This is a genomic window from Achromobacter sp. (assembly GCF_050285585.1).
Classification (GTDB): domain Bacteria; phylum Pseudomonadota; class Gammaproteobacteria; order Burkholderiales; family Burkholderiaceae_B; genus Achromobacter.
Window position 1 is genome coordinate 237,936 of the sequence record NZ_JBLZXF010000007.1, and the last position, 15,186, is coordinate 253,121.

14 protein-coding genes are annotated in these 15,186 nt (G+C 68.0%); 7 read left to right on the forward strand and 7 right to left on the reverse strand.

Going from position 1 to position 15,186, the window contains the following annotated elements; all coding sequences use genetic code 11:
- Window positions 1-4: 4 nt before the first annotated feature.
- Window positions 5-1,012, reverse strand: a complete 1,008-nt coding sequence (locus ACN6PJ_RS13035; RefSeq protein WP_427996289.1) for a Bug family tripartite tricarboxylate transporter substrate binding protein — start codon at window positions 1,010-1,012, stop codon at window positions 5-7.
- A gap of 192 nt (window positions 1,013-1,204) precedes the next feature.
- Here ACN6PJ_RS13035 and ACN6PJ_RS13040 point away from each other — a divergent pair, with 192 nt between their 5' ends.
- From ACN6PJ_RS13040 to garL, 6 genes are all read left to right on the forward strand, one after another.
- The gene (locus ACN6PJ_RS13040; RefSeq protein ID WP_427996290.1) at window positions 1,205-2,134 is read left to right on the forward strand and encodes a dihydrodipicolinate synthase family protein; all 930 of its coding nucleotides are present in this window, start codon (window positions 1,205-1,207) and stop codon (window positions 2,132-2,134) included.
- A 174-nt stretch (window positions 2,135-2,308) separates the two neighbouring features.
- Window positions 2,309-3,013: a FadR/GntR family transcriptional regulator gene (locus tag ACN6PJ_RS13045; protein WP_043542175.1), complete on the forward strand. Its 705-nt coding sequence runs from the start codon at window positions 2,309-2,311 to the stop codon at window positions 3,011-3,013.
- Between the two features lie 51 nt (window positions 3,014-3,064).
- Complete coding sequence (locus tag ACN6PJ_RS13050; protein ID WP_427996291.1) at window positions 3,065-4,177, forward strand: Ldh family oxidoreductase; 1,113 nt, start codon at window positions 3,065-3,067, stop codon at window positions 4,175-4,177.
- A gap of 62 nt (window positions 4,178-4,239) precedes the next feature.
- Complete coding sequence (gene araD / locus ACN6PJ_RS13055; protein WP_427996292.1) at window positions 4,240-5,985, forward strand: L-arabinonate dehydratase; 1,746 nt, start codon at window positions 4,240-4,242, stop codon at window positions 5,983-5,985.
- A 47-nt stretch (window positions 5,986-6,032) separates the two neighbouring features.
- Window positions 6,033-7,025 carry a Bug family tripartite tricarboxylate transporter substrate binding protein gene (locus tag ACN6PJ_RS13060; RefSeq protein WP_427996293.1) on the forward strand — a complete coding sequence of 331 codons (993 nt, stop codon included), beginning with the start codon at window positions 6,033-6,035 and terminating at the stop codon, window positions 7,023-7,025.
- Between the two features lie 73 nt (window positions 7,026-7,098).
- Entirely contained in the window at window positions 7,099-7,866 is a 768-nt protein-coding gene (gene garL, locus ACN6PJ_RS13065) for a 2-dehydro-3-deoxyglucarate aldolase (RefSeq protein WP_427996294.1), read from the forward strand.
- A gap of 12 nt (window positions 7,867-7,878) precedes the next feature.
- Here garL and lysA read toward each other — a convergent pair whose 3' ends face one another.
- Window positions 7,879-9,111 (reverse strand): diaminopimelate decarboxylase, encoded by a 1,233-nt coding sequence (lysA, locus tag ACN6PJ_RS13070; protein WP_427996295.1) that lies wholly within the window; start codon window positions 9,109-9,111, stop codon window positions 7,879-7,881.
- Between the two features lie 107 nt (window positions 9,112-9,218).
- Between lysA and ACN6PJ_RS13075 the strand changes: the two genes are divergently transcribed.
- Complete coding sequence (locus tag ACN6PJ_RS13075; protein ID WP_427996296.1) at window positions 9,219-10,133, forward strand: LysR family transcriptional regulator; 915 nt, start codon at window positions 9,219-9,221, stop codon at window positions 10,131-10,133.
- A 179-nt stretch (window positions 10,134-10,312) separates the two neighbouring features.
- Here the strand turns inward: ACN6PJ_RS13075 and rpsT are convergent, their stop codons facing one another.
- The 5 genes from rpsT to ACN6PJ_RS13100 all read right to left on the reverse strand — a co-directional run.
- Complete coding sequence (gene rpsT, locus ACN6PJ_RS13080) at window positions 10,313-10,576, reverse strand: 30S ribosomal protein S20 (RefSeq protein ID WP_043542310.1); 264 nt, start codon at window positions 10,574-10,576, stop codon at window positions 10,313-10,315.
- 280 nt (window positions 10,577-10,856) lie between these two features.
- Complete coding sequence (locus ACN6PJ_RS13085; RefSeq protein WP_427996297.1) at window positions 10,857-11,828, reverse strand: FecR domain-containing protein; 972 nt, start codon at window positions 11,826-11,828, stop codon at window positions 10,857-10,859.
- Between the two features lie 194 nt (window positions 11,829-12,022).
- The gene (gene murJ, locus ACN6PJ_RS13090) at window positions 12,023-13,582 is read right to left on the reverse strand and encodes a murein biosynthesis integral membrane protein MurJ (RefSeq protein ID WP_427996298.1); all 1,560 of its coding nucleotides are present in this window, start codon (window positions 13,580-13,582) and stop codon (window positions 12,023-12,025) included.
- 385 nt (window positions 13,583-13,967) lie between these two features.
- Window positions 13,968-14,726, reverse strand: coding sequence for a 3-hydroxyacyl-CoA dehydrogenase (locus ACN6PJ_RS13095; protein ID WP_427996299.1), 759 nt, complete (start codon window positions 14,724-14,726; stop codon window positions 13,968-13,970).
- A 133-nt stretch (window positions 14,727-14,859) separates the two neighbouring features.
- A partial coding sequence (locus tag ACN6PJ_RS13100; protein WP_427996300.1) for a nucleoside monophosphate kinase occupies window positions 14,860-15,186 on the reverse strand: 327 nt, incomplete at its 5' end.

A 15,186-nucleotide genomic window follows, 5' to 3' on the forward strand; every position in this document is an offset into this window, starting at 1 on the left:
AGGGTCAATCGACCTTGGCGCCGGATTTCTTCACGACCTCGGCCCATTTGGCGGTTTCCTGCGCCATGAACTGCTTGAATTCGCTGGGGGTGTTGCCGGACGGCGTGGCGCCCTGGGCCTGCAGCTGCGCGCGCACGGCGGGCAGCTGCAGCGCGGCCGCCACGTCGCGCTGGACCTTGTCGACCACGGCGGGCGGCGTGCCGGCGGGCGCCAGCAGACCGAACCAGCTGGACGCGTCGTAGCCCTTCACGCCGGCCTCCGCCATCGTGGGCACGTCGGGCAGGGCGGGCGAGCGCTGGGCGCTGGTGACGGCCAGCGGGCGCAGCTTGCCGCTTTTGAGGAAGCCCATGGAAGAGGGCAGATTGTCGAAGATCAGGTCGGCCGAGCCTGCCATCACATCGGTCAGCGCGGGGCTGCTGCCCTTGTATGGCACATGCGTCATGCGCGTGCCGGTCATGTTCTGGAACAGCTCGCCGGACAGGTGCGTGGAGGTGCCGTTGCCGGTGGACGCCATGTTGACGCTGCCGGGATTGGCCTTCAGGTATTTGATCAGGTCGGCGACGTTGCGGATGCCATGCTTGTCCGCGAACTTGGGGTTCAGCTCGAGAATGTTTGGCACGGGGATGACGAGCGTCACCGGCACGAAGTCCTTGACCGGATCGTAGGGCAGCTTGGCATAGACGGATTGGTTGATCGCGTGCGTGCTGACGGTGCCCATCAGGAGGGTGTAGCCGTCCGGCGCGGCGCGCGCGGCCTCGGCCGTGCCGACGTTGCCGCCCGCGCCCGCCTTGTTGTCGACGACGACGGGCTTGTTCCAGGCCTTGCCGAGTTCCGCGGCGACCACGCGCGCGGCGATGTCGGTCGTGCCGCCCGCGGGGAAGGGCACGATGATCCTGACTTCGCGTTCCGGGTACTCGGCCAGGGCCGGGGCCGCCGGCAGGACGGCGGCGGCGAGGGTGGCGGCGAACAGGGCGGCCGTGGCTGACCGGCCTCGCACAGGGGCTGCATGCATGGAATTCGTCTCCTCGGTGTGCGCGTGGCCGCGCATCGTTGATGGGGTATTCCGCCCCGGGCATCGCCCGCGGCGCCTTGCATTTATGCTGCCGGTCTACTTGTAAAACAAATATATGTATTGAGGTTATGCTTGTCAACCAAGTATACTTTTTTCACCTCAGTCATCCGACCGTCAGCCAGGAGCCCGTCCATGAAAACTTCCCCGGTCACCGCGCAGGATCTTCAGCGTTCGGTCATCGCCGTGCCGCCGCTGGCGCGCCACGACGATCTGTCCTTGAACGTGAAGGCCAACCAGGCCCTGCTCGGCCATCTGGAAGCGGGCGGCGTGCGCAACGTCATGTATGGCGGCAACGCCAACTTCTATAACGTGGGCGTGAGCGAGTACGCGCGCATCGTCGACATGCTGGCCGAGCTGGCCGGGGCCGATACCTGGATCCTGCCCTCGGTGGGGCCCGATTTCGGCAAGATGATGGACCAGGCGGCGATCCTGCGTTCGCGCGCGTTTCCCACGGCCATGCTGCTTCCCATGTCCTTCCCCTACACCGATTCCGGGCTGGCCGAAGGCGTGCGGCGTTTCACGGACGCCCTGGGCAAGCCTGCGGTGATCTATCTCAAGTCGGCCGACTACCTGGCCCCGGCCACCGCCGCCCGGTTGATCGAGGAAGGCCGCATCGTGGCGTTCAAGTACGCGGTCGTGCGCGACGATCCCTCGCGGGACGCGTACCTGACGTCCTTGCTGCAGGCCGTGGATTCGCGCTGGGTCGTCAGCGGCATCGGCGAACGTCCGGCCATCGTGCACTATCGCGACTTCGGGCTCAAGAGCTTCACTTCCGGATCGGTCTGCGTGGCGCCGCGCGGATCCATGCGCCTGCTGCACCTGCTGCGCGACGGCCGCTACGAGGAGGCCGGGGCGGTGCGCGAAAACTACCTGGCCCTGGAAGACTGCCGCGACGGCATCAGCCCGATCCGCGTGCTGCACGATGCCGTGACGCTGTCGGGCGTCGCGGACATGGGGCCGATGCTGCCGCTGCTGACGGGGCTTTCCAGCGCCGAGCGCGAACGGGTGGCGCCGGCCGCGCGCGCCCTGGCCGCCTGGGACAGGGAAACCGCCCAAGCCTGATCATGCGCCGCGGGGCGGACGCGTCGCGCGCATCGATCCGCGCATTGACGGTACGATGAGCGCTGTTCCGCCTCCGTGAACAGGCCCCAGTATCGAGGAGGTTCCGTGGCCCGACCCAAAGTTTCACCGCCGCCCGCGCCCCATGCGCCCGCCGAACCCGATGCGCACGGCGCGCTGGTGCTCGAACGCGGGCACCGGGTGCGGCTGGCGGACCAGCTCTACGGGCAGATCTTCGAGCAAATCGTGTCCGGCGGGCTGAACGTCGGCGACAAGCTGCCCTCCGAAAATGAAATATCCGAACGCTTCGGCGTGTCGCGGCCCGTCGTGCGCGAGGCGCTGCTGCGCCTGCGCGCGGACGGCCTGATCACCGCGCACCAGGGCTTGGGCACTTTCGTCAGCCATCAGCCCGCGCCGCGCCTGAAGACCTTCAACGACGTGCAGAACGTCAGCGCCTACCTGCGGGCCCAGGAGGTTCGCGTGGCGCTGGAAGGCGATGCCGCGCGCCTCGCGGCGCTGCGCCGCACGGACGAGCAGCTCAGGAAGATCGAGGACGCGCACGCAGCCTTCACCGACAGCCTCGCCCGCGGCCAGGTATCCGCCGAGGCGGACCTGGCGTTTCACGCCAGCATCGCCGAGGCCAGCGGCAACGATTTCTACCTGGGCGTGCTGGAAAGCATCCACGAATCGATCAGCGGCTTCATGAGGCTGACCCTGAACCTCACCCGCACCGGCTCGCGCCAGCGCGCGCAGCGGGTGGTGGACGAGCACGCAGCCATCCTCGACGCCATCCGCGAACAGGATAGCGAACGCGCCCGCGTGGCCATGCAATTCCACCTGGGCCAGGCCCGTCACCGGCTGGTGGACCGGGATCGCGACTGATTCCGCCTTTCGGCCCGCCGCTACCCGCCAACGACAAGAGGAGACCAGAGAGTGCGAGGGAATGGAGCGACAGCGACGGACGTGCCGGTGGGGCAGGTCCGGGAACAGATCCTGCTGGTATTGCAGGCCTGGGGCATGGCAGAGGACCTGGCGCGCACCACGGCCGACCTGATGGCCGGCACGGACCTGCTGGGCATCGATTCGCATGGCATTTCGATGCTGCCGGCCTATGAAGAAAAATGGCGCGCCGGATCCCTGCGGCTGGACGCGCGCGCCCGGATCGTGCGCGACGGCGGCGCCAGCGCGCTGATCGACGGCATGGGCGGGCTGGGCTATCCCGTCGCCGCCCAGGCCATGCACCTCGCCGTCGACAAGGCGCTGGAGCACGGCGTGGGCGCGGTGTCGGTCTGCAATTCCCATCACTTCGGCGCGGCCGGGATCTATGCGCGCATCGCGGTCGAGCGCGGCGTGGTCGGGTTGGTGACGAGCAGCGCCAACGGGGTGATCATGGTGCCCACGCGCGGCGCCATGCCCATGCTGGGCACCAACCCCATCGCCTTCGGCGCGCCGGCCGCGTACAACGAGCCCTTCCTGCTCGACATGGCCACCACCACCGTCGCGGCCAACAAGGTCAAGGTGTACGACTTCCTGGACAAGCCGCTGCCGCGAGGCTGGGCGGTGGACGGCCAGGGCGGCGCGGTCACCGACGCCGCCGCCGCCATGCAGTTCATCTTCACGCGCCCGGAAGGCGGGCTGACGCCTTTGGGCGGCACGGCGGCCATGAGCAGCCACAAGGGCTACGGGCTGGCGATGATGGCGCAGATCCTGGGCGGCACGCTGAGCGGCAGCGCGTTCGCGGCCCGTCGCGCGCCGACGCGCCGGCCGGGCGAGCCGGACGACGTGGGGCACTTCTTCCTGGCGCTCAACCCCGACGCCTTCCGCGCCGCCGGATCGTTCGAGTCCGACATGGACGACATGATCGACGCCATGCACGACACGCCGCCCGCCAATCCCGACGAGCCCGTCCTGGTGGCGGGCGAGCCCGAGGCCGCCGAGCGCGAGCGCCGGCTGCGCCAGGGCATTCCCATTCCGGCCGCGCTCGCGGAGCGCCTGCGCGGCATATGCGAGCGCGCGGGCACGCCCTATCTGCTGGACAGGCCCTAGGGCCTGTCCCGCCTAATCCCTTTTTCCAATAACCCCTCGCCCCAGAGCAGAGGAATCGAGACATGAGCAACTCAGACAAGCGCAAGAAACCCGAGGAACTGCGGAGCCACCGCTGGTACGGCGTGCGCGACCTGCGGTCATTCGGCCATCGTTCGCGCACCGCGCAGATGGGCTATCACCGCTCGGACTACGCCGGCAAGCCCGTCATCGCGATCATCAATACCTGGAGCGACATCAACCCCTGCCACAGCCACTTCAAGCAGCGCGTGGAAGAGGTCAAGCGCGGCATCTGGCAGGCGGGCGGCTTCCCGGTGGAAATGCCGGCGATGAGCCTGTCCGAGCCGTTCCAGAAGCCCACGACCATGCTCTACCGGAACCTGCTGGCGATGGAAACGGAAGAGCTGCTGCGCTCCTATCCGGCGGACGGCTGCGTCCTGATGGGCGGTTGCGACAAGACCACGCCCGCGCTCATCATGGGCGCGGTATCCATGGACCTGCCGACGATCTTCGTTCCGGCCGGCCCGATGCTGCGCGGGAACTGGAACGGCAACACCCTGGGTTCGGGATCGGACACCTGGAAATACTGGGCGGAATTGCGCGCCGGCAATATCACCGAGGAAGACTGGCAGGGCGTGGAAGACGGCATCGCGCGCTCGCCCGGGCACTGCATGACGATGGGCACCGCGTCCACCATGACGGGCGCCGTCGAGGCGCTGGGCCTGTGCCTGTCGGGCGCATCGTCCATTCCGGCGCCCGATTCGCGGCATGCGCAGATGGCCAGCCTGACGGGCAAGCGCATCGTCGAGATGGTGTGGGAAGACCTGAAGCCGTCCGACCTGCTGACCGCCGCGTCCTACGACAACGCGGTGCGCACGGTGCTGGCGCTGTCCGGTTCGACCAATTCCGTCGTGCACCTGATCGCCATGGCGCGCCGCAGCGGCTTCAACCTGGACCTGGACCGCTTCGACCACCTCGCGCGCACGACCCCGGTGCTGGCCAACCTCAGGCCCGCGGGCAAGTACCTGATGGAGGACTTCTACTACGCGGGCGGCCTGCGTGCGATGCTGGTCCAGCTGGGCGATCTGCTTGATACCGCGCAGCGCACGGTGGACGGCCGCACGCTGGGCGAGAACATCGCCGGCGCGCGCATCTTCAACGAGGACGTGATCCGCCCGCGCGCGCAGGCGCTGATCGAGCGCGACGGGCTGGCGGTGCTGCGCGGCAATCTGGCGCCGGACGGCGCGGTGATCAAGCCGCCCGCCATGGAAGCGCGGCTGCAGGTGCATACCGGCCGCGCCGTGGTCTTCAAGGACTACAACGACATGGCGGCGCGCATCGACGATCCGGACCTGGACGTGGACGCCGATAGCGTCATCGTGCTGCAGAACGCCGGGCCGCAAGGTGCGCCGGGCATGCCGGAATGGGGCCAGCTGCCCATCCCGCAGAAGCTGCTGAAGCAGGGAGTGCGCGACATGGTGCGGATATCGGATGCGCGCATGAGCGGCACCAGCTACGGCGCCTGTGTGCTGCACGTGGCCCCCGAGGCCTACGTGGGCGGCCCGCTGGCCCTGGTGCGGGACGGCGACCGCATCGCGCTGGACGTGCCAGCGCGGCGGCTGGAGCTGCTGATCTCCGAGGCCGAACTGGCCGAGCGGCGCGCCGCCTGGCAGGCGCCGCCGCCGCGCTTCGAGCGCGGCTACGGCGTGCTCTACCTGAAGCACATCGGCCAGGCCGACACGGGCTGCGATTTTGATTTTCTTCAGACCGAAACGCGCGCTCCGGCCGCGGGCGAGCCTGAAATCCACTGACCCGGACACCGGGCGCACATACTAAAAAGCCAATAGAGGAGACAACCATGCAAAAGAACAAACCCGCGCGCACACGGCTGGCCATCCTGGCGGCCGCGGGAGCGATGGCGCTGCTGCCCGGCGCCCTGATGGCGCAGGGCGCGGACTGGCCTGTCCGGCAACTGAAGCTGGTGGTGCCGTTCCCGGCGGGCGGCAGCACCGACTCGGTGGGCCGCCTGCTGGCGGCGGAGCTGTCCAAGGAACTGGGGCAGAGCGTCGTCGTCGAGAACAAGGGCGGCGCCAACGGCAACATCGGTTCCGACATGGTGGCCAAGTCGGAGCCCGATGGATACACGCTGCTGCTCTCCGGCGTAGGGTCCAACGCCATCAGCTATGCGGTCTACCAGAATATGCCGTACCGCAACAGCGATTTCGCGCATATCTCGCTGCTGGCCACGGGGCCCAACGTGCTGGTGGCCAACAACGACTTCCCGGGCAAGACTTTCGCGGACTTCATCAAGCTCGCCCGCGAGAACCCCGGCAAGTACACGCACGCCAGCTCCGGCAGCGGCTCTTCGGGCCACCTGGCCATGGAAATGCTGAAGCAGGATGCCAAGATCGATCTGGTGCACGTGCCCTACAAAGGCGGAGCGGCGGCCATCACCGACATGATCGGAGGCCGGGTGCAGGTGATGTTCCTGAATCAGGACACGCTGCTGCCGCAGGTCACGTCCGGCAAGCTGCGCGCCCTGGCCGTGGCCAGCGCCAAGCGCAATCCCGCCTATCCCGACACGCCCACGGTGGCGGAATCCGGCTATCCGGGTTTCTCGGCCGAGTCCTGGTTCGGTCTGTCGGCGCCCGCGAAGACGCCGCCGGCCGTGATCCAGCGCCTGAACCAGGCCACGGTGAAGGCGCTGTCCTCCCCCGAGATCCGGCAGAAGCTCGAGAGCGTGGGCTTCGTGGTGGTGGCCGACGATCCGAAGTCGTTCTCGGCATTCGTTGACAACGAGATCGCGAAGTGGGGCAAGGCGGCCAAGGCCTCCGGTGCGAAAATGGATTGAATGCGTGGATCGAAAGCGGGCCGGGCCTTTCTGCCCGGCCCATCCTGTTTTTCTTTATGAAGCGAAGGCAGCAATGAATTCACCCTTACCCAACCGTTTCCGGCAACGCATCCTGGCGCGCGAAAGGCTCATCGGATTCTGGATGTGCATGTCCAGCCACATCACGGCCGAACTCGTGGGGCTGGCCGATTTCGACTGGCTGCTCCTGGACGGCGAGCATTCGCCCAACGAGGTGCCGATGTTCCTGCAGCAGCTGCAGGCCTTGCAGGGCAGCGCCAGCGCCGCCGTGGGCCGGCCGTCCTGGAACGATCCGGTGGAGATCAAGCGCCTGCTCGATATCGGCTTCTACAACCTGCTGATTCCGTTCATCGAATCCGAAGAGGACGCGCGCCGCGCCGTGGCGGCCACGCGCTATCCGCCGCAGGGCATGCGCGGCGTGGCGGGCGCGCAGCGCAGCAACCGCTACGGCACCGTGCCGGATTACCTGCAGACCATCAACGACAACATCTGCGTGCTGCTGCAGATCGAAAGCCGTCCCGGTATCGAGGCGGTGGACGAGATCGCGTCGGTGGAGGGCGTGGATGGCGTGTTCATCGGCCCCTCGGACCTGGCCGCCGCGCTTGGCCATATCGGCAACCCTGGCCACCCGGAAGTCCAGGAAGCCATCCGCCACCTCTACCAGCGCGTCTCGGCGCAGGGCAAGGCCGTGGGCATCCTGGCGCCGGTGCACGCCGACGCCAGGCGCTACCTGGACATGGGCATGCACTTCGTAGCCGTGGGCACCGACCTGGGGGTATTCAAGCAGGCGGTGTTCGCGGCAAGGGAGGCGTTCCCCACGTAAGCCCCGGCGGCGCTAGGCCTCCAGGGCCAGCAATTCCGCGATCGTCTGGCGCCGGCGGATGAGGCGCGCCTCGCCCTGGTCGAGCAGCACTTCGGGCGCCAGCGGCCGGCTGTTGTAGTTCGAGGACATCGACGAGCCGTACGCGCCCGCGCAGTGGAAGACGAGGAAATCGCCGATCCGCGGCCGGGGCAGCAGCTGGTCGGACACGACGCCGCCCGCGTCCTGGGTGAAGACGTCGCCCGATTCGCAAAGCGGGCCGGCCACCGCGATGCGGGTTTCGGACGAGCCCTGCGGCAGGCCGCCGTCCGGCGCATGCACCGAAATGCGGTGGTAGCTGCCGTACATGGCCGGACGCATCAGGTCGTTGAACCCGGCGTCCACCAGCGCGAAGTCGCGTTCGGGGCGGCGGTTGATGGAATGCACTTCGGCCACCAGCGCGCCGGCCTCGGCGACCAGGAAGCGCCCCGGCTCGATTTCCAGGCGGACCTCATGGCCCAGGCGCGCGGCAATGCGCTTGCGCGCCGCGTCCCATTGCTCGAAGTAGTGGTCGCAGTCGATGCGGGGCTCGCCGTCACGGTACGGAATGGACAGGCCGCCGCCCGCGGAAATGGCCTCGATGTCATGGTCGATCGACGCCACCACGTCGACCATGGCGTTGCAAACGCTGGACAGGTGGGCGTAGTCGACGCCCGAGCCGATGTGCATGTGGATGCCGACCAGTTTCAGGCCGTGGCGGCGCACGATGGACATGGCTTCGGCGAGATCGCCGATCCAGATGCCGTGCTTGCTCTGCGGGCCGCCGGTATTGGTCTTGTTGCTGTGGCCGTGGCCGAAGCCCGGATTGATGCGCAGCCAGACGCGATGGCCGGGCGAGGCCTGGCCGACGCGCGCCAGCATGTCCAGCGAGCCGGCGTTCACGGTGATGCCGTGCTTGAGCACGGCGGCCAGCGTGGCGTGGTCGATCAGGTCCGCGGTGAACACAATGCCTTCCGGCTCGCCCTGCGGCTGGAAGCCGGCCGCCAGGCTGCGTTCGATCTCGCCCAGGGACACGGCGTCCACGACGGCGCCCTCCGCCCGCATCAGGCGCAGGATGTGCAGGTTCGAACAGGCTTTCTGCGCATAGCGGATGGTGTCGAAGCGGCGCAGCTGCGCGATGCGTTCACGGATGACGGCGGCGTCGTAGACCCATAGCGGCGTGCCGTGTTCGGCGGCGAGCTGGGTGAGTTGGCGTGGATCGAATGCCATGGCTGGCGAAACCTCAGGGAGTGAAACCAGGCGGCATGATGCCCGGCTTCGCTCATCCAGTAAAATGCCTGGAATTCCTTCATCGATTCATTCTGGATATGGGCAGGATGCTGACGCACCGGCATATCGACGTCTTCCGCGCCGTGATGATCGCCGGCAGCGTGACCAAGGCCGCCGAGCTGCTGGGCTCGTCCCAGCCCACGATCAGCCGGGAGCTCGCGCGCCTGGAGCAGGGCATCGGCTTCGCCCTGTTCGAGCGGGTGGGCGGGCGCTTGCGGCCCACCGTGCCAGGCCTGGCGCTGTTCGACGAGGTCCGCCAGTCCTACGTCGGACTGGAGCGGGTGGCGTCCGCCGCGGCGCGCCTGCGGGCGTTCAAGGGGGGGCAGTTGTCGGTCATCTCCTTGCCCGTGTTTTCCCATTCGATCCTGCCCGATGCGTTTCGGCGCTTCCATGAGCGGCACGAGGGCGTGAGCCTGACCGTGGAGACGCAGGAGTCGCCCCTGCTGGAGGAGTGGCTGACGGCGCAGCGCTACGATCTAGGGCTTACCGAGCACGACGCGGCGCCTGCCGGCACGCGCGTGGAGCCGTTGCTGCAGGTGGACGAGGTATGCGTGCTGCCCGACGGCCACGCATTGCTGGGGCGCCCGCGGATCGAGCTGCCGGACTTCGAGGGGGAGGCCTTCATCAGCCTGTCTTCCAGCGATCCCTACCGGATCCTGATCGACGAGGCCTTCGCCGAAGCGGGCGTATTGCGGAGGTCCATCGTGGAAACGCCCGCCGCCGCCTCCGTCTGCACCTTCGTGCGCCAGGGCCTGGGCGTGGCCATCGTGAATCCGCTGACCGCTTTGGACTTCGTCGGGCGAGGGCTGCACATCCGCCCCTTGGCGCGCTCGTTTCCGTTCCGGGTCAGCGTCGTGTTTCCGGAGCATCGCCCGGGCAATCCGCTGGTGGGCGCGCTCATGGCGTCGTTGCGCGAAGCGGCCGCGGCGATCGAAAGGCGCCTGGCGCCCGGCCCGGGCTGACGGAGGTTGGAAGGAACAGGCGAGAAGGAAACCCCCACGCTGCGCGGGCTTCGCCCGCTTGTTGCCCCCGGGGGCATTCTTGTCTTGGGGCGGCCCGGCAACAAAAAAGGATGCCCGCGGGCATCCTTTTCTATTTGCCGTATTCGTGACGCCCCGGAAGGCCGGGGCGGCAGAATGGCTTAGGCCAGCGCCTTGATGGCGGCAGCCAGGCGGCTCTTGTGGCGAGCGGCCTTGTTCTTGTGGATGATGTTCTTGTCGGCCACGCGATCGATCACGCTGGTGGCCTTCTGGAACACTTCGCCAGCCGCAGCCTTGTCGCCAGCGGCGATGGATTGGCGAACGCGCTTGATGGCGGTGCGCAGCATCGAGCGCAGGCTGGAATTGTGCTTGTTGCGCTCAACGGATTGGCGAGCGCGCTTGCGGGCTTGGGCGGTATTGGCCATGTTGCTATATAAGTTGAATTCGGCAAAGTCGAACATTGTAGCAAGTCCCTACGGGATTGCAAGCTTTTAATGTCAAGTCTACCAATGGAGCGCCCGTCAACCGGGCGGGGGGCGCTAGGAGAAAAATTCCTGGGCTGGAGAACCCTTGCGGATTATTCCCCGAAAAGCCCGGAGGAAATCCGGCCTGAGGGAGAACCCGCGGCGCCTACTGGATAAAAACACCGTGATAAGTATACAACGAAGCAGGCCCGGCGGCACGGCGCGGACGCGGAAGGCGTTGTCAGGCGGCGACGTTGATCGAGACGAACCAGGGCGTGAAGCGGCGGACCTGGATCGGCATCATGTCCCGGAGCGTGTCGAGGGCGGCGTCGGTATCGTCCAGCGGGAAGTGGCCCGAGACGGGCAGGCCGCCGGCCGCCATGGAAACGCGCAGGGTGCCGCTGCGGTAGGGCCGCAGGGCGGCGATCACCTCGGCCAGGGGGCGGCCCCGGGCTTCGACCCAGCCGGCCTCCCAGGCGGCTTCGGCCATGAGTTCGGCGCGGGGCGTATCCATGCGGGACGCGTCGAAACGGGCGCCGGTGCCCGCCCGGACGGTGCCGTGGGCGCCCGACATGGTTTCGACCTCGACTTCGTGCTCATGCACCACCACCACCGTGCGCTGCGCCTGCTGGCGCACCATGTAGCGCGTGCCCAGGGCGCGGACCGTGCCTTGGGCCGTCTGGACCAGGAAGGGGCGGCGGGCGTCGGGGGCGACCGATACCGTCACGGCGCCGTCCAGCAGCCGGACCTGCCGGTAGGCCGGGGTGAAATCCAGGTTGACGCGGCTGCGGGCGTCCAGCAGCAGCTGGCTGCCATCGGACAGAACGTAGCGGCGGCGTTCGCCGGTGGCCGTGGCGGCGTCCGCCGCGACGTTGCTCAAGGGGTAGAAGGCATTGCCCACGTAGGCCGCGCAGGCGCCCGTACCCGCGAGCGCCAGCGCGCCGGTCAGGAAGCGGCGGCGGCCAGGCGCGATGACCTGGGGCGGTGCGGACAGGGGCTGGGGCGGCGGCGCCGAGCCGGCGGTGGCGTACCCGGCGGGGTAGGCGTCGCCCAGCCGGCCGAACGTCGAGCCTTCCAGTGAGCCCGTCAACTGTTGCCAGGCGTTCTCATGGGCAGGATCGGCTGCGCGCCAGGCCAGGAAGTCGTTGTAGTCTTGCGCGGTTGCCTTGCCTGAGCGCAACAGCAGCAGCCAATTGATGACTTGGTCCGCCATGGGTTGTCCTTGGGCGTACTTCACTTCATGTCCCCGCATATGTTCCCGGGGGGGATCCTTTCGATGGCAACTTGTAAATAATAAAGGTTTTTTACCAAAGATTACCGGGTTATTGTCAATTCTTGACGGATCTAGTGCAAAAAAAGCCGGAACTAGGCCGGCTTTCCGAGTGAATCTCGGCAGGATTGCCGAATTTAACGCGCGGGGCGTCGCCCGAAATCACGAGGGCGGAAGCCAAACAGTAACAACATTCCGAAGTAGACCGCCCCGCTGGCGGCCAGCACACCCGCCAGCCACGCCACGCGCAGGCCCGGGTGGGCCTGCAGGGCGATCCAGTCGATCCGGCCGTCCGCGTACCAGAGCAGCGCCGCCAGCGCCGCCAGCGCGGGCAGCAGCCGCAGGGCGAACGCCGCCCATCCCGGGCCGGGCTGGTAGACGCCGCGGCGCAGCAGCCCGAAGAGCAGCGCCAGCGCATTCAGGCAGGCGCCCAGGCCGATGGCCAGCGCCAGGCCGGCATGCGCCATGAGGGGCACCAGCGCCAGGTTCAGCAACTGCGTCAGGATCAGCACGCCGATGGCGATCTTCACCGGAGTGCGGATGTCCTGCTTGGCGTAGAAGCCGGGAGCCAGGATCTTGACCGCCAGCAGGCCGATCAACCCCGCCGAATAGGAAATGACGGCCAGCCGGGTCTGGGCGACGTCCTGGGCGCCGAAGGCGCCATAGTGGAAGAGGGTGGCGACCAGTCCGTCGGACAGCAGCGCCATGCCGACCGCGGCCGGCAGGCCCAGCAACAGCACCAGGCGCAAGCCCCAGTCCAGCAGCGCGCTGTAGCCGCCGTGGTCGTCGCGGGCATGGGCCGCCGACAGGCTGGGCAGGAGCACGGTGCCCAGCGCGACGCCCAGCAGGGCGGTGGGGAACTCCATCAGGCGGTCCGCGAAGGACAGCCAGGTCACGCTGCCCGGCGTGAGCCAGGTGGCGATATTGGTGTTGATCAGCAGCGACAGCTGGGCCACGGACACGCCCAGCGTGGCCGGCGCCATCTGCTTGAGGATGCGCTGCACCGTCGGGTCGCGCCGGGCGTCGCCGAACCGGAACGAGAATCGCGGGGTCAGGCCCAGCCGCGCCAGGGCGGTCCATTGCACCGCCAGTTGCGCCACGCCGCCGATCATCACGCCGATGGCCAGCGCATAGATGGGCACGTCCATCCGCGGGGCCAGCCAGAGGCAGGCGGCGATCATGGAAAGATTGAGCAGCACCGGCGTGAAGGCGGGCACGGCGAAGCGGCGCCAGGTATTGAGCACCCCGGAGGCGAAGGCCACCAGGGACATGCAGAAGATGTAGGGGAACATCATCCGCGTCATCCAGACGGCCGCGCCGAATTCGGTGTCGCGGTCCGCGCCGCGCAGGCCGCTCGCCATGGCCGACACGACCCAGGGCGCCGCGATGATGCCCGCCAGCGTGATCAGCATCAACGCGGCGGTCAGCAGCAAGGCGACGCGGTCGAGCAGCGTGCGGACCTCTTCGGGTGAACGGTTGTTGCGCGCCGCGCCCAGAATGGGCACGAAGGCCTGGGCGAAGGCCCCTTCGGCGAACAGCCGGCGCAGCAGATTGGGAATGCGGAACGCAACCCAGAAGGCGTCAGTGATAGGGCCGGCGCCAAAGGCGCGGGCCACCAGGATGTCGCGGACCAGACCGGAAATACGGGACAGCAGCGTAAAACTGCTGACCGTGGCCGCCGAACGGAACAGGCTCATGGGAAGGCTAGGTAATGAAAAAGGGGCCGACTGGCCCCGCAATGCAGGATATTCGCCCGAAAAGCGCTGCGCCCGCAAGAATGTCCGGTATCTGGAACGGGCCGCCCCAAGGCGACGCAGCCCCCTCGGGGGGCAGCAAGCGCACGCCGTGCGCGCAGCGCGGGAGCCTCACTCAGCCTCCGCAAGAATAGCCGCGCCGCCGCCGGGCCGCCCCAAGGCGGCGCAGCCCCCTCGGGGGGCAGCAAGCGCACGCCGTGCGCGCAGCGCGGGAGCCTCACTCAGCCTCCGCAAGAATAGCCGCGCCGCCGCCGGGCCGCCCCAAGGCGGCGCAGCCCCCTTGGGGGGCAGCAAGCGCACGCCGTGCGCGCAGCGTGGGGGCACACAACTATTTCGGCGGCATGCGGATCGCGCCGTCCAGGCGGATCGTCTCGCCGTTCAGCATATCGTTCGTGATGATGCTGTGGACCAGCTTGGCGTAGTCTTCCGGACGGCCGAGGCGGGCCGGGAAGGGGATGCTGGCGGCCAGGGAGTCCTGCACTTCCTGCGGCATGCCGAAGATCATGGGCGTGCCGAAGATGCCCGGGGCGATGGTCATGCAGCGGATGCCGGTCTTGGCCAGGTCGCGGGCGATCGGCAGGGTCATGCCGGCCACGCCCGCCTTGGACGCGGCGTAGGCCGCCTGGCCGATCTGACCGTCGAAGGCGGCGACGGATGCGGTGTTGATCATCACGCCGCGCTCGCCGGTGGCTTCCGGCGCGTTGACGCTCATGGCCTCGGCGGCCAGGCGCATCATATTGAAGCTGCCGATGAGGTTGATCGACACGACCTTCTGGAACAGGTCCAGCGGGTGGGCGCCGTTCTTGCCGACGATCTTGGCGGCGGGAGCCACGCCGGCGCAGTTCACCAGGCCGAACAGGGCGCCCAGTTCCTTGGCCGCGGCGACGGCGTTCTTGCCGTCGGCTTCCTGCGTGACGTCGCAATGCACGTAGCGCTGGCCCAGTTCCTTGGCCAGGGCCTCGCCCGGCTCGTCCTGGACGTCGGCGATGACGACCTTGGCGCCGTTCTCCACCAGCATGCGCACCGTGCCAGCGCCCAGTCCGGATGCGCCACCCGTAACGATGAATACCTTGTTCGCGATTTCCATGTCTCTACCACCAGATAAATTCAAGGGATGAAAGCGGCGCGGCAGGCGCCGAATATGACAAAGCCTTCGGGCCGGGACCGGAACGCGTTGCGTCCGGCCGGCGCCGAAGGCCTTCAAGCCGTCAAGGCGCCGGTCAGCTCTTGACGGCCTCGAACAGGCGCGACTTGATTTCGTCGACCGCGCCCACGCCCGAAATCTTGCGGTACTTCGGCGCGCCGGCCGCATCCTGCTGCGCCCAGGACGAGTAGTAGTCGACCAGCGGGCGCGTCTGCTCGCGGTACACGGACAGGCGGTTGCGCACGGTTTCCTCGCGGTCGTCGTCGCGCTGGATCAGTTCTTCGCCGGTGACGTCGTCGCGGCCTTCCACCTTGGGCGGATTGAAACGCACGTGGTAGCTGCGGCCGCTGGGCTGGTGCACGCGGCGCCCGCTCATGCGTTCGATGATGTCTTCTTCGGGGAC

What these genes read in the sequence shown, in the direction of transcription:
- araD (WP_427996292.1), top strand. Translation starts at nt 4,240, where the DNA reads ATGAGCAACTCAGACAAGCGCAAGAAACCCGAGGAACTGCGGAGCCAC.
- ACN6PJ_RS13060 (WP_427996293.1), top strand. Translation starts at nt 6,033, where the DNA reads ATGCAAAAGAACAAACCCGCGCGCACACGGCTGGCCATCCTGGCGGCC.
- lysA (WP_427996295.1), bottom strand. Translation starts at nt 9,111, where the DNA reads ATGGCATTCGATCCACGCCAACTCACCCAGCTCGCCGCCGAACACGGC.
- ACN6PJ_RS13035 (WP_427996289.1), bottom strand. Translation starts at nt 1,012, where the DNA reads ATGCATGCAGCCCCTGTGCGAGGCCGGTCAGCCACGGCCGCCCTGTTC.
- ACN6PJ_RS13095 (WP_427996299.1), bottom strand. Translation starts at nt 14,726, where the DNA reads ATGGAAATCGCGAACAAGGTATTCATCGTTACGGGTGGCGCATCCGGA.
- ACN6PJ_RS13075 (WP_427996296.1), top strand. Translation starts at nt 9,219, where the DNA reads ATGCTGACGCACCGGCATATCGACGTCTTCCGCGCCGTGATGATCGCC.
- ACN6PJ_RS13085 (WP_427996297.1), bottom strand. Translation starts at nt 11,828, where the DNA reads ATGGCGGACCAAGTCATCAATTGGCTGCTGCTGTTGCGCTCAGGCAAG.
- murJ (WP_427996298.1), bottom strand. Translation starts at nt 13,582, where the DNA reads ATGAGCCTGTTCCGTTCGGCGGCCACGGTCAGCAGTTTTACGCTGCTG.
- ACN6PJ_RS13040 (WP_427996290.1), top strand. Translation starts at nt 1,205, where the DNA reads ATGAAAACTTCCCCGGTCACCGCGCAGGATCTTCAGCGTTCGGTCATC.
- garL (WP_427996294.1), top strand. Translation starts at nt 7,099, where the DNA reads ATGAATTCACCCTTACCCAACCGTTTCCGGCAACGCATCCTGGCGCGC.
- rpsT (WP_043542310.1), bottom strand. Translation starts at nt 10,576, where the DNA reads ATGGCCAATACCGCCCAAGCCCGCAAGCGCGCTCGCCAATCCGTTGAG.